Source organism: Candidatus Hecatella orcuttiae (assembly GCF_002009985.1).
Lineage (GTDB): Archaea > Thermoproteota > Bathyarchaeia > Hecatellales > Hecatellaceae > Hecatella > Hecatella orcuttiae.
The window spans coordinates 573,230-595,931 of record NZ_MTLX02000005.1; the positions used below are offsets into that span (position 1 = coordinate 573,230).

Annotated in this window: 22 protein-coding genes; 4 read left to right on the top strand and 18 right to left on the bottom strand. The window is 51.4% G+C overall.

Features of this window, described 5'->3' with window-relative positions; genetic code table 11:
- Nucleotides 1–33 precede the first annotated feature (33 nt).
- The 10 genes from BWM17_RS06060 to BWM17_RS06105 all read right to left on the bottom strand — a co-directional run bounded on the left by BWM17_RS06060 (nt 34) and on the right by BWM17_RS06105 (nt 9,567).
- Nucleotides 34–768 carry a hypothetical protein gene (locus tag BWM17_RS06060; RefSeq protein ID WP_309493043.1) on the bottom strand — a complete coding sequence of 245 codons (735 nt, stop codon included), beginning with the start codon at nt 766–768 and terminating at the stop codon, nt 34–36.
- A 186-nt stretch (nt 769–954) separates the two neighbouring features.
- Nucleotides 955–1,740, bottom strand: a complete 786-nt coding sequence (locus tag BWM17_RS06065) for an AAA family ATPase (protein WP_309493044.1) — start codon at nt 1,738–1,740, stop codon at nt 955–957.
- 2 nt (nt 1,741–1,742) lie between these two features.
- Nucleotides 1,743–2,525 (bottom strand): AAA family ATPase, encoded by a 783-nt coding sequence (locus BWM17_RS06070; RefSeq protein WP_309493045.1) that lies wholly within the window; start codon nt 2,523–2,525, stop codon nt 1,743–1,745.
- Nucleotides 2,522–2,866 (bottom strand): CooT family nickel-binding protein, encoded by a 345-nt coding sequence (locus BWM17_RS06075; protein WP_309493046.1) that lies wholly within the window; start codon nt 2,864–2,866, stop codon nt 2,522–2,524. The genes BWM17_RS06070 and BWM17_RS06075 overlap by 4 nt, the downstream gene beginning before the upstream one ends.
- A 2-nt stretch (nt 2,867–2,868) precedes the next feature.
- The gene (locus BWM17_RS06080) at nt 2,869–4,695 is read right to left on the bottom strand and encodes an aldehyde ferredoxin oxidoreductase family protein (RefSeq protein WP_309493742.1); all 1,827 of its coding nucleotides are present in this window, start codon (nt 4,693–4,695) and stop codon (nt 2,869–2,871) included.
- 12 nt (nt 4,696–4,707) lie between these two features.
- Nucleotides 4,708–5,130: a 4Fe-4S dicluster domain-containing protein gene (locus BWM17_RS06085; protein WP_309493047.1), complete on the bottom strand. Its 423-nt coding sequence runs from the start codon at nt 5,128–5,130 to the stop codon at nt 4,708–4,710.
- Between the two features lie 23 nt (nt 5,131–5,153).
- Nucleotides 5,154–6,608 carry an acetyl-CoA decarbonylase/synthase complex subunit gamma gene (acsC, locus tag BWM17_RS06090; RefSeq protein WP_309493048.1) on the bottom strand — a complete coding sequence of 485 codons (1,455 nt, stop codon included), beginning with the start codon at nt 6,606–6,608 and terminating at the stop codon, nt 5,154–5,156.
- A 7-nt stretch (nt 6,609–6,615) separates the two neighbouring features.
- Complete coding sequence (gene cdhD / locus BWM17_RS06095; RefSeq protein WP_309493049.1) at nt 6,616–7,815, bottom strand: CO dehydrogenase/acetyl-CoA synthase subunit delta; 1,200 nt, start codon at nt 7,813–7,815, stop codon at nt 6,616–6,618.
- Nucleotide 7,816: 1 nt separating this feature from the next.
- The gene (cdhC, locus tag BWM17_RS06100) at nt 7,817–9,214 is read right to left on the bottom strand and encodes a CO dehydrogenase/CO-methylating acetyl-CoA synthase complex subunit beta (RefSeq protein WP_309493050.1); all 1,398 of its coding nucleotides are present in this window, start codon (nt 9,212–9,214) and stop codon (nt 7,817–7,819) included.
- A gap of 11 nt (nt 9,215–9,225) precedes the next feature.
- Nucleotides 9,226–9,567 (bottom strand): winged helix-turn-helix domain-containing protein, encoded by a 342-nt coding sequence (locus tag BWM17_RS06105; RefSeq protein ID WP_309493051.1) that lies wholly within the window; start codon nt 9,565–9,567, stop codon nt 9,226–9,228.
- 222 nt (nt 9,568–9,789) lie between these two features.
- Here BWM17_RS06105 and BWM17_RS06110 point away from each other — a divergent pair, with 222 nt between their 5' ends.
- On the top strand, nt 9,790–10,992 hold the full coding sequence (locus BWM17_RS06110) for a homocitrate synthase family protein (RefSeq protein ID WP_309493052.1): 1,203 nt from the start codon (nt 9,790–9,792) through the stop codon (nt 10,990–10,992).
- Between the two features lie 4 nt (nt 10,993–10,996).
- On the opposite strand, the gene BWM17_RS06115 is transcribed toward BWM17_RS06110, so the two are convergent.
- The 5 genes from BWM17_RS06115 to BWM17_RS06135 form a co-directional block, all read right to left on the bottom strand.
- A complete protein-coding gene (locus tag BWM17_RS06115) occupies nt 10,997–11,479 on the bottom strand; it encodes a molybdenum cofactor biosynthesis protein MoaE (protein WP_309493053.1) in 483 nt (160 codons plus the stop codon).
- Nucleotides 11,480–11,649: 170 nt separating this feature from the next.
- The gene (locus tag BWM17_RS06120; RefSeq protein ID WP_309493054.1) at nt 11,650–11,979 is read right to left on the bottom strand and encodes an MTH1187 family thiamine-binding protein; all 330 of its coding nucleotides are present in this window, start codon (nt 11,977–11,979) and stop codon (nt 11,650–11,652) included.
- Nucleotides 11,980–12,089: 110 nt separating this feature from the next.
- A complete protein-coding gene (locus BWM17_RS06125; protein ID WP_309493055.1) occupies nt 12,090–13,286 on the bottom strand; it encodes an RsmB/NOP family class I SAM-dependent RNA methyltransferase in 1,197 nt (398 codons plus the stop codon).
- A gap of 59 nt (nt 13,287–13,345) precedes the next feature.
- Nucleotides 13,346–13,978: an orotate phosphoribosyltransferase-like protein gene (locus tag BWM17_RS06130; RefSeq protein ID WP_309493056.1), complete on the bottom strand. Its 633-nt coding sequence runs from the start codon at nt 13,976–13,978 to the stop codon at nt 13,346–13,348.
- A 134-nt stretch (nt 13,979–14,112) separates the two neighbouring features.
- Nucleotides 14,113–14,532 carry a hypothetical protein gene (locus BWM17_RS06135; protein ID WP_309493057.1) on the bottom strand — a complete coding sequence of 140 codons (420 nt, stop codon included), beginning with the start codon at nt 14,530–14,532 and terminating at the stop codon, nt 14,113–14,115.
- Nucleotides 14,533–14,666: 134 nt separating this feature from the next.
- Between BWM17_RS06135 and dinB the strand changes: the two genes are divergently transcribed.
- A complete protein-coding gene (gene dinB / locus BWM17_RS06140) occupies nt 14,667–15,755 on the top strand; it encodes a DNA polymerase IV (protein WP_309493058.1) in 1,089 nt (362 codons plus the stop codon).
- 61 nt (nt 15,756–15,816) lie between these two features.
- Here the strand turns inward: dinB and BWM17_RS06145 are convergent, their stop codons facing one another.
- The 3 genes from BWM17_RS06145 to BWM17_RS06155 all read right to left on the bottom strand — a co-directional run bounded on the left by BWM17_RS06145 (nt 15,817) and on the right by BWM17_RS06155 (nt 19,557).
- Nucleotides 15,817–16,866 carry a zinc-dependent alcohol dehydrogenase gene (locus BWM17_RS06145; protein WP_309493059.1) on the bottom strand — a complete coding sequence of 350 codons (1,050 nt, stop codon included), beginning with the start codon at nt 16,864–16,866 and terminating at the stop codon, nt 15,817–15,819.
- Between the two features lie 27 nt (nt 16,867–16,893).
- Nucleotides 16,894–18,132, bottom strand: coding sequence for a threonine synthase (locus BWM17_RS06150; protein ID WP_309493060.1), 1,239 nt, complete (start codon nt 18,130–18,132; stop codon nt 16,894–16,896).
- A 159-nt stretch (nt 18,133–18,291) separates the two neighbouring features.
- Complete coding sequence (locus BWM17_RS06155; RefSeq protein ID WP_309493061.1) at nt 18,292–19,557, bottom strand: aspartate aminotransferase family protein; 1,266 nt, start codon at nt 19,555–19,557, stop codon at nt 18,292–18,294.
- A gap of 134 nt (nt 19,558–19,691) precedes the next feature.
- Between BWM17_RS06155 and BWM17_RS06160 the strand changes: the two genes are divergently transcribed.
- The gene (locus tag BWM17_RS06160) at nt 19,692–20,948 is read left to right on the top strand and encodes an ArgE/DapE family deacylase (protein WP_309493062.1); all 1,257 of its coding nucleotides are present in this window, start codon (nt 19,692–19,694) and stop codon (nt 20,946–20,948) included.
- Nucleotides 20,949–21,123: 175 nt separating this feature from the next.
- Entirely contained in the window at nt 21,124–22,443 is a 1,320-nt protein-coding gene (locus BWM17_RS06165) for a DUF362 domain-containing protein (RefSeq protein WP_309493063.1), read from the top strand.
- The last annotated feature ends 259 nt before the right edge of the window (nt 22,444–22,702 follow it).

Below are 22,702 nucleotides of genomic sequence, written 5' to 3' on the forward strand. Positions count from 1 at the left end.
GCTGCAGTCTAGACTTCTGTTGGCATCTATCCTTCAGCGGCTTCTGAATTTCTGAAGCCTTTCCAGCAGCTCTTTGTCGCCTTCGTAGTCTCCAGCGCAAGTTGCGATGATGCCGTCCACAACCCCCTCAAGCTTCGCTGCGAATTCTTCAGCGCGGTCCATGGTGGCGGTGACAGGCCACCCGATCATTTTAACCATCTCCGCATTTTTGGGAGTCCCCACCAAGAAGTAGGAGTAGATAGGCTTGTTCAAGCGTTTGCACTCTTCAGCTATGACCTTCAACTGGTCGAAGGATTTATCGTCAAGCCTCATGAAGAAGACAAAGTCCCAGTCTCCCCTCACACGGGCGAGGGTACTCTCCATGCTGGCGGCCAGCCGTGCACTGAGCAAACAGCCCAGCTTCAGGTTTTTGAGACGCACCGTCTTCTTGAGGAAATCCCGAGCCTCCTCCGAGTTTTTCAACATCTTGATGGGTTCACCGTATTTTGGAATATCGCCCATGGTAAGCACCAAGCCGTCCAGGGGCACAGCGTCCGCCGCCAGGGCTAAACCGCCCACCTCAACAGGGCCCTTATAGTGCAGGATGAAGATGGGTATGACTATCTTTTCCGGGTATCTGGTCTTGAGCAGGCAGCTTATGGCGGTGCCGCTGGGCGCAGGCATTCCTGCAGCGCTGTCGGTGACGTTCCAACCGTCAACTAGGTTCTTGGTTTCTTCGGCAAGTTTCAAAAACTTACGGGTTGGAACAAACTCGTGCAGTATTTTCAAGGATAATACCTCAATTTAAACAAAACCATTCAGTATTAAAATTTTTCCCAAACAGCGACGGAATGCGAAATGTAACATATATGTCATATGTGTTATACTTTTTCAGCCGAGCTACTTCGGCCTACATAAAGGCCCGTTGGCTTAAAATTTCTCCGCCAGCCGGCCCCTTATCCAAGTCCGCCAGAATTATGGGTTGAGCTTTTTCAAGCTTTCTTCAAGGTTTTTTATGGCCTCGACAGCAGGGCACGAGGGTGAATAGTCGAGAGGAGCCTTTCCCACCCTGTCCGCCTCAGCCAATTTCAAGTCATAGGGGATCATTTCCAGCAAAGGAATGCCGCATGCGGAGAGGGTTTGGCGGATGAAATCCTCCTCCTCTTTGCTCCTTAACTTGTTCCCCACGCCATAGAGTTTGGGTATCCCCAAGTCTTGGGCCAAGTGTTCTATCCGTTTGGCTGTTTCCACCGCTTGGCCTCCCGGCTCCACCACCACCAAGAGCGCTTCCACCCCGCGGACGGTGCCTCTGCCCAAGTGCTCCAAGCCGGCTTCCATGTCCATGACCACCGCTTCTCCCCTTTCGAGAAGCAGGTTTCTAAGAAGAGCGCGGAGGAGAGCGTTAGCCGGGCACATGCAGCCTGTGCCTCCCAGCTTAACCGTTCCCATGACCAGAAGCTGAACTCCGTCAGGGGCTGGGACGCCGAACTTTTCCGCTAGGTCGCTGACTTTGGGGTTAAGCTTGTAGACGCCTGTGCTCGCGTCGAAGGCCGTCCTCTCCCGGATGAGTTCCGAGTTTTCGGACAGAGGCACGATCTTAGCGGCTGCCTCCGCTGGGAGCCCTAGAGTGTAGGCCAGGTTCATAGCCGGGTCGGCGTCCACGGCTAACACCCTATAGCCCTCCCTCGCCAGCAGTCGGCTTAGGGTTCCGGCCACTGTGGTCTTGCCGACTCCTCCCTTACCGGCCACGGCTACCTTCATGGTTAGCTCCTTTCCAGCATGGGTTTCTGAAGTTTCAGCAGCCTCCCGGCTACCTCTTCAACAAACCGGTAGGTGGTGGAGGCTTCAGGCAGCTTGAATATGGGTGCCCCTTCCAAGTCCAACCGTTGGATCTGAGGGTCTGGGGGTATCATTCCCAAACTGGGTAGACCTATAGTTTTGGCTTCCTCCTCCAACTGGCCGCTGAACTCGGGGGGTATCCTGTTTCCGAGGATAAAGAGGCTGCGGAAGCGGAGGTCCAGCTCTCCCACCAGCTCTTTGATTCTTTCCACCGTCGTCAGGCCTCTCTTGGTCGCGTCGGTGAGGATGAGGAGGACGTCTAGGTCTCGGGTGGTTCTGCGGCTGAAATGCTCTAGTCCCGCCTCGCAGTCCACCACCATGAAGGCGTATCTGCCTTCCAGGGAATCCAAAAGTCTTCGGAGGATGGTGTTGACGTAGCAGTAGCAGCCCGGCCCCTCGGGTCTGCCCATGGTAAGCAGGTCGAAGCCCTCCGCCTCGACGATGGAGGACAGAATCATGTAGTTGAGGTATTCATCCTTAGTCTGCTCTGGAGGAAGCCGGTCTTTCTCCCTCAGAAGGTCTTCCCTGATGTCGCCCACCGTCTTCGACGGGCGGACTCCTAGAAACTCTCCCAAGTTGGAATTCGGGTCAGCGTCCACGGCTAAGACCAGTTTCCCTGTTTTCTCCCACAGAATCCTCGTCAGTAGGGCTGCTATGGTGGTTTTGCCTGTTCCTCCTTTGCCTGAAACCGCCACGGAGAAGGTCAACCTGCCTTATCCCCTGCTTTCACCCTCAGGGAGCGTATCAGCTCCTCGCCCTTGGCCTTAACCTTCCCCCACGCGGATTCCAGCTCCTCCAAGCTCGCCTGACAGGTTTCCCACCGGCTGTAGGAGTCGATGAAACCCAGCAGCTCTTGGAAGAGGGGCGAAGGAGTCAGCTTCATAACTTCCCCGCCCACGTCCACCTCGCTGATGAAGACTCCCCCCACCTTCTTCCAGTTCCCTATGACGTCGCGGAGAACAGTTCCCCCCTCTTCCATACAGGCGTAGAGTATGTCCTCAGCGATTCTTTCTTCACGGTTTTTCAGGTAGACTTTAAATTCGCACATGGTTAGGTTTCCTCTCCTCTGGATTTTTTAGGCGCCAAGAGGTCCATGAGCATTTTTTCCTCAGGCACCAGTTTCAAACCTTCCCTCCGCCTGAGCTTGACGTAGTGGGAGAGAATCTCTTCCACCTGGGAAGGTTCAAGTTTCCCCAGCGATGTTTCCCCCTCAAAAAACCTCCCGGGAACATCCTTGAAAGAAGGCCTGAAGCCCTCTTGGAGTTTAAACTTGTAGAGGTTGTGGAAAATCTTCCTGCCTAAAGCCTTAAGCTCCTCGACGGTCGTTTCCACCCCCTCCGCCTTCAGAGCCTTGACCACAGCTTCCTCGGTGTAAACTCTCCTAGAAAAGTAGCAGGCTCCGAGGGAGTAGAGGACGTAGAGCCAGTTTTCCTCAGCCACCAGCCGCTCCGCCATCTCCCTAGGAGTCAGGGGCTTTTTCAAAGCCCTCTGGTCCACGGAGTAGCCTGCGTTGCTGAGATGGGAATGCCGAGCTCCCACAAGGCCTCCCACGATAAAGGCGGGGCCGGTCATGTAGCCTGCCGGCCCGTTTTTCCCCAGGTTCATGGCGAAGTCCAGTCCCCCGTACTTCTCAGCCGCCGCCTTCACTCCTTGAGCCAGCTTGGCGTAGAAGGGATTTCTGGTTTCCACGATGTTTTCCAGCATCCGAGCGTAGCTTTCCCAGTCCCCCCACCGGGGGACAACGCCTAAACTGTCTTCCCTGCTCACCAAGCCTTTCTCATAGGCTTCAGTAGCCCAAGCGAGGACGTTTCCCGCTATCATGGCGTCTAGGGCGTGATATTCGCAGAGGAAAATGAGGCGAAGCAGCCCCTCAGGGTCGCTGATCTCCAAATTGGAGCCCAAGGCATACATGGGCTCGTAGTTATAGGGCACCTGAAACTCTTCCGTGAAGATTTCCCGCCTAGCCTTCTCATGCTCAGGGGCGAAGGGCACCGCCAGCCGGGCTACATGGATGCAGGCGACGGGACATCCGGGGCAGGAGATTTTTCTCCTCAGAAAGGCCTCCGCGTAAACGTCTCCGGAAATTTTCTCCACACCCTCAAACCGGGGCTTCTGAAAGTTTCTGGTGGGCAAGGCGCCCATCTCGTTCAGGACGAGGAGGTTTTCCGGGGTTCCTAAGTTGTGGTATTTAGCCATCACCTCGCCTTCCACTATCTTCCGGTGGAACTCCTCGTAGAGGGCTTTGGCCTCATCCGCCTTTTTCAGAGGCCGCTCTCTGGTTCCGGTGACCTGCAAAGCTTTAAGCTTCTTACTTCCCAGCACAGCCCCCAAGCCCAGTCTGCCAAAGTGATGGTAGCGGTCTACCAGAGCCCCTGCGTAGTAGACGAGGTTTTCTCCCGCCCGGCCGATGGACACTACGCTTCTCATCCCCTCAGGGGAGCCTCTCAAAGTTTTTTCCACCTGAAAAGTGGAAACCCCCCAAAGGGATGAAGCCTGCTCCAGCTTCACCTCCTCATCCGAGATCCTGAGGACCGAGGGCTTCTCGGCGGCTCCCTTGACCACCACAGCCCCATAGCCGGCTAGGGTGAGAGCTGTGGCCAGATGGCCGCCGGCGTGGCTTTCGCCTAGGTTGCCTGTCAAGGGTGATTTGAAGAAGGCGAAGGCCTTGACCATGCAGGGGAAAACAGCCGTCAAAGCCCCGACGGTAAAGATTACAGGAGCCTCGGGGGAGAAGGGGTCAACGCGAGGTGGGCATTCTTCTAAAAGTAGTTTAGAACCTACACCCGGGCCTCCCAAGTATTTTTTGAACAGCTCCCCGCCTTCCACCACCTTGGTGCTTTGCTCCGTCAAGTCGATGTAGAGAATTCTTTCGCGCATTTTCCTCACAGGTCACTCTTTCATTTCTTCGTATTTGAAGACGTTGTGGGGGCAGAACTTGGCGCAGTCTCCGCATCGGTCGCAGACAATGGGGGAAGGTATCTTAGCCTTGAAGTCTATGGCCAAGGCCCCAAGCTTACAGGCGTGAACGCAGTCGTAGGTTTTACATCCCTCACATTTGGCAGGGGTCAGCGATATGCCTCCCTCGGGAAGAGCGCTGAGGGCCTCCTGCGGACAGGCTTTGACGCATTCAGGGTCTTTGCAAAACCGGCATGCTATCACATGGTAGGGGTTCTCTAGGCTTCCAGTTTCTCGAACGAAGACTGCTGTGCGGTTGACATCCACGGCATTGTAAAGATGCCTGGAGCAGGCGTAGACGCAGTTGTAGCAGCCGATGCACCTGTTGGGGTGGAGGACTTCTATGTGAAAACGCATCCCGATTACCATGTATCAGATTTTCAGGTTTTTCGACCCTCTGGAGGCCGGGCCTCAGGAACTTGCCAGCTTTTCGACAGGAAATCCTTGATCTGGGATGAATCCTGAGGGCCTACCATAACCTCCCAGTGAGTGTCATCTTCCACATCTCCCCTCAGCCTAGCCGCTTTTCCAGGGAGGATCAGCTTCCTATGCTCCACTTTCTTTTCGATACCTGAAGATTCAACCACCTGTTTTACACGGGCGGAAGTGAACTGGCCGCCGGCCACGGAAACCTCCACAGCCAAGCCTTCTGTGTCGATCACCAGCACGTAGCCTGAAATCCCCGCCGACTCCAAGTCGCCCAACACCGTGTAGGCAGTCAGGGCGAAGTTGGTGGTCACGAACACGGGGGACAGTCTATCAGGTTTACCCACCTCCCTTAAACCCGGCTCTATGGCCACAGGCTTCCGAGGGTCAGTGTAGATGTTCTGCCTCAGGGAGACGAGAGGGAGAAGGGTCCAAGGCTCCAAGGCGTGGAGGATGAGGATGTCTGAAAACCTGACGAGGAAGAGCGACGCCATGTAGGCTTCTTTAAAGGCAAGAGCCTGAGGATCCCCAGGGTTCTCCCCAGCCATCCAAACGGTGAGGGGCGCTGCCAAGAGGGGGTAGCCCAGCTCTTCGTCTTCCTGCTCGATGGCAGCCCGCCGGATCATGGTGAAGTTGTTGAAGGTCTCCCCGAGAAGATGCCCTTCGGTGTAGGTTCCGGGGTCTAAGACCAGCTCTCTCAGCCCCATGGCTTGGAGGGTTCGGCTTAGGGATTTGAGAAGCGGGAGATTGTTGGGGGCGAAAACAGCCAAAGGCAGCTTATATTGAAGAGCTAAGGTGGCGACTTCCCTCCAGTTATCCTTGGTAGCCGCGTAGAGAAGCGGCCTCCGGTCGAAGACTCCCTTCTGCTCCACCGCCAGCCTCAAAGCTTCAGGGTTGAAGGAGCATAGAATCATGGGGAGGCTGCAGTTTTTAGCCGCCAAAGCCACGGCCTGAGCGAACCTTTCAGGGTTGTCGGAAGCGCAGCGGATGGCCACCATATCCAACCTAAGAGGCATTCCCATCCGTGTGACTTGGTATTCCTCCACCTTTCTGCACCGTTCCACTATCTCAGAGTCTTCCAACTTATCGCTGACATCGACGGCTAAGGCGGTGGGGTTGTGGTAGGTTAACTCATGCCTATACATCACTTCCTTCCCGCCCACTTTGACAGCTCTGTCCCCGACGCCTATGACAACCTCCCGAACCGGCGGGGCGAGGAGCTTGACCAACTGCTGGTGTTGCTTCCCGTACTTGGAAGCCTCCTCGATGAGGGGTTTACACTCCTCCACCGCCGCCTTCCTGTCCAGTAGCTTGGCGGCGAAGGACATGCAGCTTACTTCACCGCACTTGCCGCAGTTGGTTTGGGGAAGCAGCTTATAGACCGTGAGCATGGTAACCTTTTCCGGCATGGCTCCATCACCCTAAGGCTGTGATCCAGTTTTCGATATTCTGCTCAGCCTTCCTTTCTCCCCAAAAACATTCCACCAGCTGCTTCATCACCAGAAGGGCAGCGGGGTGGCTCATCAAGAAGATGTCGCAGCCGGCTGAGAGAAGAGTGGTGGCTGTGACGACCTCCCACAGAGGTCCTCGAACCTCTCTAGGACCCCAGTCTTCGATTTTAAGCCAAGCTTCCCGGGCTCCCCAAGCGTTGGACACAGGGCCTACCAGCGGCATCTGAAGCTCTGGGTCGCCTTTGAGAGCCGCCTGCCTCATCCGCTCCATGAAGCTGAAGGTGTACTCCAGACCGTAGCCTAGGGCCGCCGTGGTAGGGTCCATGACGATCTGCTCGGGGGTGAGGCCTTCGTCCAGCAGAAGCCTGTTGAGCTTTTTCTGGTTGTTGATGTCCATGGAGGTAAAAGAGAGCACCACGTGGCCGTGTTTCTTCACAGCCTCCGCCACCCTTTTGTAGTCGATGTCCAGCATGGCTCCGTTGATGATGCAGCGTTCCCCATGGGCTGCTTCCGCAGCCGCCTCCAAGACCAAAGGGTCCTTCTGCTTGTTTCCCGACCCCCCAATCATGAGGGGGACGTCAACGGCCTGCAAGACTTCTTCGACCACCTTGGTTGCTTCTCGAGGGGAGGCATCCTTCAACCCCGGGTCTGTGCTGACCAAGTTCAAGTCCACCATATCAGCGCCGAACTCTTCCACGCATTTTTTAGCCCATTCCCCAGGGTCGTCCATTACATCTTCGTAATGTTGCCTAACCGGCTTGGCGAGGGTGAGAGGCATGTCGAAGATGTCGATAGCGAAAACAGGCCGGTGGGGGTTTAGCCCCTCGAAGCCGTAGAGAGGAGGATATTTTTCACCTCCTACTTTCAGCACTTTCCCTCGGCTGCCCCCCTCAGCTTTCGTGGCGCCCAGTTGAACCTCCACTACTTGGCCTTGATACTGGTGAATTGGGGGAGTGAAGGAAGCTTCCATAAGCTGCGTGACGGCTTCAGGTTTGGGAGCAGCAGCTTCGACGGGGGGACGTACAGCCGCTGTGAGGGTGGGCTGAAATATTAGGGTTAGCTCTTCAGCAGTTATTTCCACTCCTTCTATTTCAATTTCTCCCAGCTTCTCCAGTAGCTCATGAAGTTTCCGTCCGAGAATCTGAACCTCGGAGTCTTCGCCCATTTTACTTCTTTTCCTCCCGCTTGATTATCACTTTCTCAGCGATGATCTTGGCGTTTTTCAAGATAATCCTAAACCCTCCTCCTGTGGGGGAAACAGCGGTGAGGTAAGCCTCAGAGGGAAGAGGCACCGTTTCCATGGGCGCCGCTTCTAAGCCAGCCTCCACCTCCACCTCGGCAGCCGGCTTTTCCGGGGCCTTCCACCGTTGAACCACCGGATGGTCGACTTTTTGGAGGAAAACCTTTAACTCTTCTATGTTGCCGGCTTCCTTCTCTGTGGCTATTCGGCTCCGCAGGTCTTCGGGGATGGCGTCTAAAATTCTTTCCTTAATCTGCGAAGGCAGCCATACCACCCGCTCCCAGCCTCCGTCGGCCTTGAGAAACTTTTTAGACCTGAGGTACTCGATGGCGATTCCTAGGAAACCTTCGTTCTGAACCCCGCCGCTGGTATGCCCTGCCAGCGTGGAGAAGCTGAGGCCGTTGACCGCGGAGCCTTTGAACTCTCTGTGAACCACTCCGATACCGTCGACCTCCGGAATGTAGAAGGCGATGGCCTCGAAGCAGCCGCATGAAGTGTGGGGGTGATGGAAAAGGGTGTGAAGCCAAACGTCTTGGATGGCTCCCAAAGACCTTTCGTTCACCGTCTTAGTAACTCCCTCGTAGGCGCCTTTCACCGGGTCAAGGCATTGCCCCTTGGGAACTGGAAAGTTGGGGCCTTTCGGGTCTATTCGGTAGGCTGCTCGGGCGTCAAACCAGCTTATGGAGCCGCAGCCGCCCATCCTGTTGGGGGTTATGATGCAGACGTGGGAGGGAGCGAAGGACTGGCACATGAGGCAGCCGTAAAACTCGTCCACATCCTCCTCCATCATCCCCCGGGCTTTGGCGTCTCTGGCCGCGTAGGTGTCCAAGGCTTTTGGGTAGAATTCCTCCACCTTCTCCGGGTCTGTGAAGAAGGTGACCTGAATCTTTTCGATGATGGGGAAGGTTTTCTTGAAAAGCATAATAAGCGCCCGCCCGATCCAGTTGAGGGAGTTCAGTCCCTTGGCGTAGGCCTTCTTGCTGATGCGGATCCATATGTCCGACCTCTGGTTAAGGTGCATCACACCCTCAATGTAGTTGAGAAAATAGTGGGTTCGACGCTCGAGAACACCTTCCAGATCCTTTTCCACCTTCTCCCCCGCTACCTCTATGAGGATTCCCAGCCTGTAGCTTCGCCCCTCCTCTAATTGGGGAAGGTCTGGTCCTACGATGGTTATTTTTCCATCTTCCACTTGGCCGGGAGGCTGGACTAGGGCTACTTCAAATTTTTTATCCACATTTAAGCCCCCGAACTCCAGCCGCATTTCCGGTTTCCGAATTCTTTCCCCTTCATGGATCTCGCTTATTTCTACAGGGAACTCCATTCGGCTTCACCTCAAGTTTTTTCTTCCCACCCCTTCAATCGGCTTTCTTTATACCTCCTAATCTGACGCAGTAACTCGCTTTTCAAGTTTTGCAGGACTGTTCGACCTAAGGGGGTCAGAACGTAGACTTGGTGAATGTAGGATTTCACTATCAATTTCCCTTCCGCCAAGGTGTTCAAGTTGTCGCTGAGCACTTTGGGGTTGTCTTTCATTTTCTTCAAAAGTTCGGTGAAGGTAGCGGAGTTTTTTTGAAGATGAAACAGGATTCGCAGTCTTTTTGGGTTGGCTAAAGTTTTAAATAACCCAGCTAACTCCTCGCACTCTTTGGACTCCTCTTGGACGAGCTGTTCCAACATTTTCGCCTTTTATTAAAGGTAATTACCCCTCTGTAATAAGTGAAGGAGGGCTGAAAAGAAAACACATGTTTACTATTTAAGACTTTTGTAGGATGAAAGGAATACCTAAAATTAAGTATGTAAAGAAACAACCCTAAAAACGTACAGAAATGAAAAATTTAAATATGATTAGTAAAAAACTGCATTATATATCTGCATAAAACCGCGGTGGAAACTACGGTGGACACAGAAATGGACCCGGAGGAAGATTGTTTCCTTAGTCCATATACCAGAGAGCCGAACCTAAACGGCCAAATCCAAATCTGCGACACAACCCTAAGGGACGGCCATCAGACACCCGGGGTAGTCTTCACCGTCGAAGAAAAGGTGGAGATAGCCAAGCTTCTGGATGAAATAGGCATTCACCAAATAGAGGCAGGTGTACCGGTCAGCTCCCCCCGGGAAGAGGAAGCCCTCCGACGGATAGTCAAGGAGGTAAAACATGCCAGCGTCATGGGGTGGTGTCGAGCTGTCCCTAGGGATGTGGACTCCGTGGTCCGCTGCGGCGCTGACGCCGTAACTGTCTCCATGGCCACCTCAGACCTCCACCTGAAACATAAACTGAAAATCTCAAGGCAAGAGGCCATAGAACGGATGAAGCAAAGCGTCCTCAAAGCGAAATCCGCCGGCCTTTACGTTTCGGTGACGGCGGAAGACGGCACCCGTACGTCCTACGAGGCTCTGCTTCAATTCACCCAAGCCGCCAAGGAGGCGGGAGCCGACCGTCTGAGGCTGGCTGACACTGTGGGGGCCATGCATCCCACCGCTGTTTCATCCTTGGTCAGGAGGCTTTTGAAGGACGGAGGCCTGCCCATTGAGATCCACGCTCACAACGACTTAGGGCTGGCGGTGGCCAATTCCTTCGCAGCAGTCGAAGGGGGGGCCTCGTGGATTAGTACCACCGTCAACGGTTTAGGGGAAAGAGCCGGTAATGCCGCTTTAGAGCCTGTGGTGGTGGGGCTGAAGTTCCTCTATCGGAAGGATTTGGGATTAAACCTCAAACGGCTGCCGGAGCTTTCCAGCCTCGTGGAGAAGGCTTCAGGGATACCTGTGGGGCATTTCGCCCCCATCGTAGGAGCCAACATGTTCAACCACTCCAGCGGCATCCATGTTCACGGGCTGATAAGCCATCCTCGCACCTACCAGCTGGTGGTTCCGGAGGATGTGGGGCGGGAGATGAACATCACCATCGACAAATACAGCGGTAAGGCAGCTGTCCAAGCCAAACTGGAACGGCTGGGAATAAGCTTCCCTGAAAAACTGGTAGACCAGCTGCGGGAGAGGCTGGTGGAAAAATCCTATCAACTCAAAAGAGGTTTAACGGACAGGGAGTTTGAGGACACTCTTCAAGAATTCACCGGAGACATCCGCCTTCAGAGGTAGCAGGTCAGCTTCTGCCCCGAAGGCGGAAGCCTGCCTCTGAAACCCAGTAGGCGGTTCCGTTTTCCAGTATTTCCTTCTTGTAGATGGGTACCTCCGCCTTCATTCTGTCGACGGTTGCTTGAAGGGTTGGGAAGACATCCTCCCGAGAGCTCCCAGCCACCAGCACGTAGACGATGTCCTCCCCAAGGTTGAGGTCGTCCACCACGTGGTGAATCTGAACCTCGATGACGCTGGGCTTGGCGAGGGTTTCTTTTCGAATTTTCTCCATGGCCGCAGGGGCTTCATCCTCATAGGCTTCGTAGCTTAGGCTTCTGACAGGTTTGCCTTCGGAGGAAAACCCGCGGACGATGCCTATGAAAATTCCTATGGCTCCTACCTCGTGAAAACGAGGGTTCTCCCTCAGTTTCTCCAGCATTTTTTCCACTGAAATCTCCCCCTTCTTATGGATGCCGACCCAGCCCAAAGTTTCCACCTCGGTTAACAGCAAAAAAGCCGCTGGAGGTAGGTAAACTTTTCCTAAAGCAACCGTGCATATGTGGATTCTGCTTTTTCTCTTGTAAAAGCAATCTGGCTATGTCCGTCGGCTTCCCTATCGATGATGCCTTCATTCTCCTCCCTGATCCCGTGGAAGAGTGTTTCTCACGCAGGGTTCTAGAGCTATTTCTGCATGTAGCTTTTTATGGCTTCAACCTTGTCTTCCATGGTTCGAGGTTTATCTCTCCGGTCGTCGATTCTCAGCGTTGACTCCATCCTTTGGACTCCCATCTTGGAGACCGCCTCATGAGCCGCCTTAACCGCCTCCAATATGACTTCCAGCTTCTCCGCCTCAAGGATGGTGCCCATGGCAGTTACCTGACAGCGGACGCCTTCCACTTTGTTCATGGCGTTGACAGCCTCTCCGATGTACCTCCCCAAACTGGTCGTTCCCAGCCCGATGGGTGTGATGCTGAAATCGGCTATGACGGAAATTTTCTTGGAAACAGCCAAACCCGTTCACCGACCATCTAGGGTCAACGAAGGCTTAAATCCTTTTTGCAGGTTAACTCCCTTCACCAAAAACTCCGAGAGACAGGAAAACAGCAGGGACACCGACCTGTTTAAAACTCAGGGCACGGCTCTCCCAGCTTTCTGAAGCGGGCTATAAAATAGCCTGAGCCGTGAAGATGAGGGTGAAACCTCTGCATGAACGCTGCCTCTGGGAAAAGGGATACTTGGCCTCGGCAGCCCAGATGGCAGGGCTGAGGCTCAGGCCTCAAGCCGCAGTGGTCCATGGCATATCTGGCCACTTTCTCACATTCCAGCAGCGTCACGGTGCAGACGCTGTAGACAAGCACCCCGCCGGGTTTAAGCATCTTGGAGGCTGCTTTCAGAAACTGTTTCTGATATTCAGCCAAAGCTTGAAGGTCCTCCTCAGTTTTGCCGTCGTAAAGCTTGGGCGTAACTCCCAAGGCGCTGCAAGGAGGGTCGACGAGGCAGCGGTCAGCCTTGAGCTCGGGGAGTTCCAAATCCAAAAACCGAGAGTCCTTTACCATCAATTTCACCCCTCTGCATCCTAGCCTGTTCAAGTTTTCCTTGGTGGCGGAAATTTTCCTAGCGTTTCTGTCCACCCCTAGGATCTCTCCAAGACCTTCCATCAACTGGTAGATGTGAGAAAGCTTTCCCCCCGGCGCGCAGTTAAAGTCCACCACTGTCTCCCCGGGTTTTGGATCTAGAACTCTAACTGTAACCATGGCGGGCAGCGACTGAGGGTAGATGAGGCCCTCTTTAAACTCCTCCGTCTCCCTGAGGCTGGGAACAGTGTAAACCGGATGAGTAAGCTTAACAGCCAAACCTCTCCGGAGAGTCAGCACCTCTGTCTCCCCCATGGCGGCCACGCCTCCGCCTACCAAGTTGCCGTTGACGTCTACGATGGAAACCTCCTCCCCTTTCTTCAGCCCTCTGCAGCTCACGATGCCGGGTGCATACACGCTGGCTCCGGTTAAGACAGATTCCGCGGTGAACTTGTCCACAACCACCTTGAGAAGTCGAGGATCCACCGGGAAAGGTCCCTCCGCAGGAAGCCAAATCGCCTCCGCCACCGAAGGATGCTGGAAGGCTTGGATGCCTTTCCCCCTCAGCCTTTTCACAACGCCTTCAGGGGTCTCCTTTAAAGTGTTAACCCTGAGATAGTACCGTTCAGCCGGTCTAGCCATGGCTGAGAGAACTTGCTCAACTTGGCTTCCGTAAACCTCTTGAAGCTGTCTGAGGATGTCGGGGGAAAGAAAAGCCCTGAGAGGGTTTGAAAACGGCTTCATCATCGAAAAGAATGATCCCTTCGAGGAAAAAGGGTCTTCAGGAGCCCGGAGAAGGGCTGTTATTTTTTAAGGGGCGTCATGTTGAAGAGAGCCTTGACAGGCACCCCGGATATTTCGCCGCCCCCCCTCTTATCCACCACCGTTACCACGCCCACAGGCTCCGCGTTGATCTCCCGCAGGTAGTCTAAGACTTCCTTGACGATCAATCCTCGACTAATGACGTCGGAAACCACAAGGACTTTGCATCCTTCAACCGGGGAGAAGTTGAGGGACAGAATACCTCCCGCTGGCAGAGGTTCACCGCCCCCCTCAGGCCGGGAAAACCGCACCAATGAGAAGGGCTTTCCCAAGTCGTCGGCAACGACCAAGCCTAGGGGACCTCCCGGAAGATCCATGCCCACGACCACGTCGAAGTCGTCGAACTCCCTGTTTTCAAGAGCTTCCTTCACCATGTCGGCTAGAGCCCATCCTATCAGGCTCAGTCTTCGAGTACTTCGGCCGACGGCGGACCAGTCTACGCTGTAATCAAAGGGGACAGGAGTTTTTTTCCTCTCTTTTTCTCGGAGGGAAAGCCAAAGGACGGTGTCTATTTGAAGGTTTAATTCGTTGGCTATCTCGCTGATCGACAGTCCTTTGGCTTTGAGCTCCTTGGTTCTCTCTACGAGTTTCTCAAGCGCTGAGGTTTTGGTCAATCAATTCACCTCATCCAAGTTTGAGACTTCGTTCTCTCCTTTACGGTAAATAAGACCTCCTCCAAGACTTATAAGCTAAACTGGTAAGTCTCCCATAACCGACGGGCGAGATGGTAGGAGACTTCGGCCCTCTGTTAAGAGTTGACATACTTGTATTTGCCGTTTTCCTTAATCCTTTTTATGCCCAACTCGGGATGCCGCAGTATCGCCTTCTGGATCATGTCCTGCTTATGATACCAGCCTTTAACCCTTAGCAAGTCTTCTATCTCCCCCAAAGTTTTAGGTTCGTTAAAGACCCCCTCCTCCTTCAAAACCGGGAGCCTCGCCAGCAGTTCCTTGGTTTCCCCCGTTCTCTTTGCCATCCTTTCCCCCGCTCTTTTTTCGTCTTTGGCTGTTCTCTGTTTCTCCACTTGGCTGCTGACCGCTATCTTCGGGAAATCTTCCAGCAGGCTGGAAAGCTTGTATTGCTCCACCAGACCTTTCACAGCTTCTTCCGTTCCCTTGATCTCCAACTCGTTTTCCCCGATCTTTATCCTCAGGCTTGTTTCACTCATTTTGGAAACCTTTTCCAGACGGCTTTCCTTTAAGCCAAAGGTAAGAAGCGCAGTGATATAAAAAGCAGAGAGAACGATGAAAATATTGACTTTCCTCAAAAGTTAGAGCTATATCGGACGGAAACGTTTTCCTGTTGAAGTCTCTCATGGGGAGAGTCATCTTCCACGTCGACATGGATTCCTTCTTCGCATCCGTGGAGAAGCGGAAAAACCCTGCCTTAGAAGGCCTACCGGTCATCATCGGAGCTGACCCTAAAGGGGGAAAAGGAAGAGGCGTAGTCTCAACATGCTCCTACGAGGCGAGGAAGTTCGGAGTTCACTCAGCTCAGCCCATTTCCAAGGCATACAAGCTTTGCCCTCACGCGGTTTTTCTTCCCGTCAACATGGAACTCTACCAGAAAGTCTCCGAAAGGGTCATGGCCCTTCTGAGGAGTTTCTCCGATAGGTTCGAACAAGTCAGCATCGACGAAGCCTTTCTGGACGTTTCAGAGAAAGTAAAACAGTACACCAGCCCCCAGCAGCTGGCTGAGAGGATCAAAGACGAAATCCGTCGAAAGGAGGGGCTGAGCTGCTCCATAGGGGTGGCGCCCAACAAATCCGCGGCGAAAATAGCCTCCAGCCTCCGGAAGCCCGACGGCTTGACGGTGGTAAACCCTGAAAAGGTGAAAGAATTCCTCAACCCCCTCCCAGCATCAAAAATCAGCGGGGTTGGGAGAAAGATGCAGGAGCGTCTCGCTTCGCTGGGGATTAAAACCATCGGGCAGCTTGCCCGGCAACCCTTAGACAAGCTGACTGAGCATTTCGGCCGATGGGGGCTCCGCCTCTGGGAGGTGGCCAACGGGCTTGAAGAGGATGAGGTTGAAGACTCTTACCCCATAAAATCCCTCGGCACCGAACACACTTTCGAAGAGGATGTGGGTGACTGGGCGGTGGTGGAAGACTGTCTGAACTCCCTAGTCGAGAAAGTGCACCGCCGAGTTTTGGAGGAAGGCTTTCTCTTCAGGACTGTAGGCGTCAAAATCCGCTTCGAAGATTTCGAAACCTTCACCCGGTCTAAAAGCCGCCAGATACCCACCAACCAGAAGGAGGTCCTCCACGAATACGCGGAGTTGCTTCTTAAGGAATTTAAAGACGACTCGAGGAAGCTGCGCCTCATAGGCGTGAAGGTATCCAACCTCCAAAAGGTAGGTAAAACACGTAACCTCCTAGAGTGGTCACGTTGAAACGCTGAGGAACCGGAGCTAAAGGGGTTGCTCCAAAGGACTGAAGATTTTTCCTGTCAGTTTATGATAGGTTGACAATCACCTTAATCGGATTCTCTTTTCTATTTTTTTCAGGATTGCTGAATATTTCAAACGCCTCGTTTATGTTTTCGAGCGCAATTTCATGGGTTACGAAGTCTAGCAGATTCACGTTACGAGTTTTCACAAGTTCAAGAGCTCTTCTTATGTGGTTCGTCGACCCTGGGTTTAGAACTCCGATAATAGTTCTTTCTAAGGATGTTACGTAGCTGAGGTTTATTTCCACCGGTTTACTTACAATCGCTACTTGAACATATCTCCCAGAAGGTTTGATAGACTCGAGTGTTGATGTCACAGTGGCTGGAACTCCAGCAGTTTCTAATCCCACGTCCACGCCAGCTCCCTCGGTCAAATTCATAACCTCCTTTACCACGTTTACTTCTCCCTTGGCATTAATTACATGGTCTGCTCCGAATTTTCTAGCCAATTCCAAGGGTTTTTCCCTTATGTCCACACCTATCACTTTGGAAGCTCCGGCTAGTTTTGACGCGATAAGCGCTGATAATCCTATAGGGCCTAGGCCTGACACCAGCACGGTGAAACCTAAGCTTACTCCACCTCTTTCAGCAGCATAAAACCCTGTAAGAAACATGTCGGGGACCAATACCGCCTGCTTAGGATCCATGTTTTCAGGGATTTTCACCAGAACTCTCTCGGCATGGGGAACCCTCATGAATTGAGCAAAGGCCCCATCATAATTCAAGCCGAAGAGTATGCGACGCTCACATAGTTGCTGTTTTCCAGCTGTGCAGTATTTGCAGACGCCGCATGAAGCCACATAAGAGCCGATGACATTGTCCCCCACTTTAAACATCCTTACGCCCTGACCTACTTGGAAAACTTTGCCTGCGTACTCATGTCCAAGGATCAGAGGCGTCTTGGCCGGTATGTGGCCGAGGTAAGCATGCAGATCGGTTCCGCATACAGCGCAATGCTTGACTCTGACTATAACTTCTCCAAGAGATGGAGGGCCAGGAGTGGGAGTCTCCTCAACTCTGAGGTCATTTGGATTGTGAAGGACTGCTGCTTTCAAGGCACAGATTAATGGAATCTGAGATGTTTATATATTTTTTCTAAGCGCCTTCATGGACGGAGCTATGGTCTTCGGTTTTTTTACCATTTTCGAGTAGGTTTCCACCGTTTTGAGGCCGCTGCCGGTCAGCATGCAGAGGACTCTATCATTCTTATCTATTAATCCCTCATCCAACATTTTTTTGGTACCGGCAACTGACGCCGCGGAAGAAGGCTCCACGAAGAGGCCCTCTATTTTAGCTATCCACGACGCAGCTTCAACGATCTGCTGGTCTTTAATGGTTTCAGATAAACCGCCTGTTTCTCTCAGAGCTTTCAAAACAAGCTTCCCTTTTAGTGGATATCCGATCATCAAACCTTCAGCTATGGTTTTAGGCTTTCTAACATACCTTATTTCATTCCGACCTTTTTTGTAAGCTTTTGCAATGGGTGCGCATCCTTCAGGCTGAATGCATACGAGTCTAGGAATCTTTGAAATCCAACCTATCTGAGCAACTTCACTGAAGCCTTTTCTGCAGCCTAGCAACCCGCTGCCTGTCCCTACGGGGTGAACCACCCATTCAGGTGGGTCGTTGTTGAATTGCTCGCAGATTTCATGTCCGATGGTTTTCATTCCTTCTGTCACGTAGGGATTCGTTTGGAAACCGCAATAATACCATCCGAACTTCTGACAGGCTTCCCTAGCGATATCGTAAGAATCTTTCCTAGTCCCCTTTACTCGGAAGACGGATGCTCCATTCATCATGGCTTGGATAATTTTGCCGAGGCTGGCGTAGGAGGGTGTGAAAATGTAACATTCTAATCCCGCCTTCGCTGCATAGGCTGCGACGGATGTTGCAGCGTTACCTGAGGAATCTATCGCCAAGGTGGCGGCTCTAAGCTCGCTAGCCCTTGAAACCATCAGGGCTGAGCCGCGGTCCTTAAAAGAGCCGGTAGGAAACATGTAATCCAGTTTGAAAAAAAGGTTTTTGATGCCTATCTTTTCGCTTAATTTTTTCGCCTTATAAATAGGGGTCAGTGTCTCCCCCAAACTTACCTTGCGACTAACATCGATAGGGAGAAACTCGGCGTAACGCCACATAGTCTTCGGTCTTCTGAGTATGTCGGCGATCTTCACTCTGTTTTTTATGGACTCGTAGTCTAACATGACATCAAGCAGTCCACCGCACTTAGAGCAAAAATACGTGGTTTCTCTAAGGTCATGAACAGCGTCGCAATTCAAACACCTCAACGACACTGCATAATTCTGCCGGCATCCACCTGTCACTTTCAGAAATCCCTCAACATATTTTTTGTCCAGAGAATTTATACTCTTTCACGGAGACCTTAACTCTAAAATTTGACCTTTTACCGAATGGCTTTTGTTTGCTTTTGAAGCATCTTTATCTACCGAATCCGGAAAAGGCTTTTAAGAAAGCTGGTTCTCTCAGCTTAAAGCCTTCAGCGAATCGTCAAGTCTCTCCAATACGGTTTTTATCTGTTCCTCCGTTATGCAGAGGGGCGGCTGCAACCTTATGACGTTACCGTAGACTCCGCCTACGTTCACCAGTACGCCTTTTTTCGCCATGTTTACTCTGATATTATTCGCCTCCTCTTTTGCAGGCTCCTTGGTTTTCTGGTCTCTAACAAGCTCGACTCCGAGCATCAAACCTCTTCCTCGCACATCCCCGATCAACGGATATTTTTCTGCAAGTTCTCCGAGTCCTTCCATAAAGACTCTTCCTCGTTGAGCACTCTTCTCCACCAATTTTTCTTCGAGCAAAACGTTGATGTTTTCCAGCGCTCCGGCACATACGATAGCGTTGCCGCCGTATGTTCCACAGTGGTCAACAGAAACGAAGACTTCAGCTACTTCGTCAGTTACTATGGTTGCTGCGATGGGTAAGCCGCTTGCAATGCCCTTGGCAACAGCCATTATGTCCGGCTCTACGTTGAAGAGTTCCACAGCGAACATTTTACCCGTTCTACCGAAACCGGTTTGTATTTCGTCGGCGATATAAAGGGCGCCATGTTCCTTGAAAATCTTCACTACCACTGAAAGGTATTCATCGGGCGGAACGATGATTCCCCCCTCCCCGAATATTGGCTCAGAAATGAAGGCGGCGACATCGCCTGTGGTTTCGTACTTAATCAAGTTTTCCACGTAACTTGCGCATTGGAGACCACATTCAGGGTATGTCAGCCTGTAAAAGCAACGATAACAGTAGGGAGCTGGAGCGTGGATCACGCCCGGATGCACGTAGGTGCTGAGGCCTTGCTTGTACTTATTTTGGCCTGTCAGAGCCATGGCGTAGGATGTTCTCCCATGAAAAGACCCCGTTAACGCAACAATTTCAGCGCCGCCTCTTCCACGTTTTTTGAAGGCGTATTTTTTGGCGAGCTTCACAGCGTTCTCAACAGCCTCAGCTCCCGAGCTGACGAACATGGTTCTATTTAAGTTTCCCGGAGTTATCTGCGCCAGTTTCTCGGCCAGCAGAGATGTAGGTATCAAATAATAGTCCCAGGAGACATGCCATATTTTGGCTACCTGCTCCTGTATGCTCTTAACGATACGAGGATGACAGTATCCAACGTTTGTAACTGAATATCCGCCATGGCAGTCGATGTACTCTTTACCGTTGACGTCGGTCAGCACCGCGTTCTTTCCTTTCTCAAAAACTATAGGATGTCTTCCCGTCGTATCTCCAGGCAAAATATACCTTGTTTGTTTCTTAATAATCTCCTCACTAGACATGGTATCATCCTATTGAAATATGGTAGACTGATACGTTATTAAAATATTTTTATACAGATTTCGTACTAAAAAATGGCGGGTGGCTGGATGAGATGGAGGTCAAAAAAAAGATTCTTCAACATATTGATCAACATAAAAACGAAATCGTGGAGTTTCTGCGAAGTCTGATAAGAATACCCAGCGTAACCGGCTCGGAGAAAGAAATTTCAAATTTTATCGCAAAAAAACTTGATTCTCTCGGTCTTGAAGTTGATGTTTGGGAGCCGAACTTAAACGAGCTGAAGAAACATCCAGGATACGTATCGGTGGAGATGGACTATAAAGACCGGCCTAACGTGGTAGGCGTATGGAAGGGTGCCGGCGGAGGAAAATCTCTGCTTTTCAACGGGCATCTGGATGTGATTAACGCTGATCCCAGCGTATGGAAACATAACCCTTGGGGCGGAGAGATCGAAAATGGCCAACTGTATGGTAGAGGAGCGTCTGACATGAAAAGTGGATTAGCCGCCATGACAATGGCCTTAGCCTGCATAATCGAAGTAGGAATCAGACTCAAAGGCGATGTAATCTTGGAATATGTGGTAGACGAAGAGTTCACTGGCCACGGAACATTAGACTGTATCTTGAGAAACTATAAGGCGGATGCGGGAGTAAGCTGCGAGGCAAGCGACCTTGAAGTTCAGCCAGCAGCCACGGGCAGTATGTGGTTTGAAATAAAGGTCGACGGCAAATCAGCTTCCATGTCGAGGATATGGGAGGCGGTAAGCGCCATCGAAAAGGGTCATGTGGTCCACAAGGCAATTCAAGATTATCAAACTGTCAGATTCGAGAAACGTCATCCCTTATATCCGGATCCAAAGGGTGCTCTTGCCTGTTTTGCAGGCATTTTTCAAGCTGGGTCTTATCCTAGTTCTCCTCCTGATACTTGTACAATAAAAGGGAGGATGGGGGTTCTGCCTAACGAGGATCCCGCCGATGTTAAACGGGAATTCATAGAATACATTGAAAATGCCGCGAAAAAGGATCCTTGGCTCAGGGAACATTTACCTAGGGTGGAGTTTACAGGTTATTATGCTGAGCCAGCGGAAATTCCAGCAGATCATCCCATCTGTACCACTGTAATTAGCTCTTTCGAGGAAGCGACCATGAAAAAGCCTGTTGTACGCGGTCATGAAGGCGCAGCTGACACTCGATTCCTGATAAAGTATGGTGCAACGCCTACTGTCATTTTTGGTCCTGGAACCATAACGCAGATGCATGCCACAGACGAGTGGGTGAGAATAGAGGATTTGATAACCTCGGTAAAAGTTCTAGCTTTAACGATTCTCAACTGGTGTGGTTGGGAGTAAAGCGGTATACGCTCAATTAATCTTACATAGAGCTGAGTGCTGTAGCAATTTCTGAGACAATCATAAGCTGACTGATTTTTCATAAATTTTCTATCAACAGCCTTTTTGATTTTTTTTAGTTATCAAGGAGTTAGTGAACAATAAATTTAATTAATGGAATCCCTTAATTTTTATCATGAGTCGCGTAGCCATTTCGAAACTCGTTTCACCTGTCGATGAAAGCAAAATATTTGATGCCGTCAAGTCAGTACTCGACAAGCTTGGAGGCATAGAGAAGTTCGTCAGTCCAGGGGAAATGGTTTTAATAAAACCGAATTTTGTAAGTCCCAGACCACCACCGGTCACAACTGACATCCGCGTTATTAAAGCATTGGCCCTTCAGATAAAAGAAACTGGAGCTAAGCCCATAATCGGCGAGGGATCCTCAGCTATGACTCATTGGTGGCGCGAAGGAATGACTACAGAGGATGTCATGGACCTCTTGGGCGTTTCAGACATGGCCAAAGAGATAGGGGTTGAACTCATACCTTTCGATAGAAAAGGTGTATTCAAAAGCCGAATGACGCTGATACCCGACGCTGTTTTGATGAAAAAGGCGGAGATAGCTGAATTGGCGTTGGAAGCTGATAAAATAATACCTTTGCCGGTTTTAAAAACAAGCATGGAAGGCGGGGGTATAACCTGTTGCATAAAAGTTTTGCATGCACTTACCAATGCTCAGAGTGACAGGCTGCGTTGGCATCGTTCAGACCTATGGCAAAAGCTGATTGATCTCTTCAGACTTGTAAAGCCGAAAATACCTTTCTGCTTGGTCGACGGCCTTGTAGGCATGGAGGGCGATGGGCCGATCCACGGTACGCCCGTGAACATGAATTTGATTCTGGCAGGCGATGACCCTGTATCCACAGATGCCATAGCTGCTAAGATTATAGGTTTTGAATATCCCCATCGAGAGATAGGACCGATAGCGTTGGCGCATTCTCAAGGATTAGGAATGGGGGATCCTTCTCAAATCGAGGTGATGGGAGAGAAAGTCGATGAGGTTAAAAAGAGGTTTCTGATGGCTTCATGCGAAATAATCACTCCCCCCTTTGAAAACGTTCTAGTCTACGAAGGTGCAACTTGCAGGGGGTGTAAAGCTTGGATAAAATTCTTGTTATACATGTTGAGAGACACAGGGATCTTCGAAGACTTGAAGAGGCTGGATAAAAAACTCTTCTTCTTTACAGGGCTTGAACCGCCCTTCCCAACAGATTTGGAGGAACTTCGAGAACTTTCTAAAAAAGGAGTGATACTGGTGTACGGTGACTGTTCAACGAATACCACAAAACATTCTTACTGGGTTCTGAAGCAAGGAGAATTGAAAGGGAAAATTATCCTCATACCGGGTTGCCCGCCTTTTGATAGCGCCCAGCAAGCAACACAAATCAGGGACGCATTAGGTCTGGAAACCACGGAAAAGGAAGAGGAAGCCTTCAAATACGTTCCAACATGAAGTTTCCAAAATACGTCGAAAACAAAATCTTTATTAAAATTTAGAAAAATTCTCATTGGTGGGAAAAAGGGATTCGCATCGATGGCTAACAGCACCATGAGATGCGCCGGATGCGGCAGAGAAATAGCTAAGGGGCAGGAGTTTATCATACGCGGTAAAGCATACTGTTTAAACTGCCGATTTCCCATCGGAGGGTAAACCTCTGTATCGTCTTTACTTTTATACTAAGCTCACCATTAATTTTCTCTTTTAAGCTGAA

Coding starts and splice junctions, on each gene's coding strand:
- BWM17_RS06165 (WP_309493063.1), top strand. CDS start 21,124: ATGAGTCGCGTAGCCATTTCGAAACTCGTTTCACCTGTCGATGAAAGC.
- BWM17_RS06065 (WP_309493044.1), bottom strand. CDS start 1,740: ATGAAGGTAGCCGTGGCCGGTAAGGGAGGAGTCGGCAAGACCACAGTG.
- BWM17_RS06075 (WP_309493046.1), bottom strand. CDS start 2,866: ATGTGCGAATTTAAAGTCTACCTGAAAAACCGTGAAGAAAGAATCGCT.
- BWM17_RS06080 (WP_309493742.1), bottom strand. CDS start 4,695: ATGCGCGAAAGAATTCTCTACATCGACTTGACGGAGCAAAGCACCAAG.
- BWM17_RS06135 (WP_309493057.1), bottom strand. CDS start 14,532: ATGAGTGAAACAAGCCTGAGGATAAAGATCGGGGAAAACGAGTTGGAG.
- BWM17_RS06160 (WP_309493062.1), top strand. CDS start 19,692: ATGGAGGTCAAAAAAAAGATTCTTCAACATATTGATCAACATAAAAAC.
- cdhC (WP_309493050.1), bottom strand. CDS start 9,214: ATGGAGTTCCCTGTAGAAATAAGCGAGATCCATGAAGGGGAAAGAATT.
- cdhD (WP_309493049.1), bottom strand. CDS start 7,815: ATGGGCGAAGACTCCGAGGTTCAGATTCTCGGACGGAAACTTCATGAG.
- BWM17_RS06085 (WP_309493047.1), bottom strand. CDS start 5,130: ATGCGTTTTCACATAGAAGTCCTCCACCCCAACAGGTGCATCGGCTGC.
- acsC (WP_309493048.1), bottom strand. CDS start 6,608: ATGCCGGAAAAGGTTACCATGCTCACGGTCTATAAGCTGCTTCCCCAA.
- BWM17_RS06125 (WP_309493055.1), bottom strand. CDS start 13,286: ATGAAGCCGTTTTCAAACCCTCTCAGGGCTTTTCTTTCCCCCGACATC.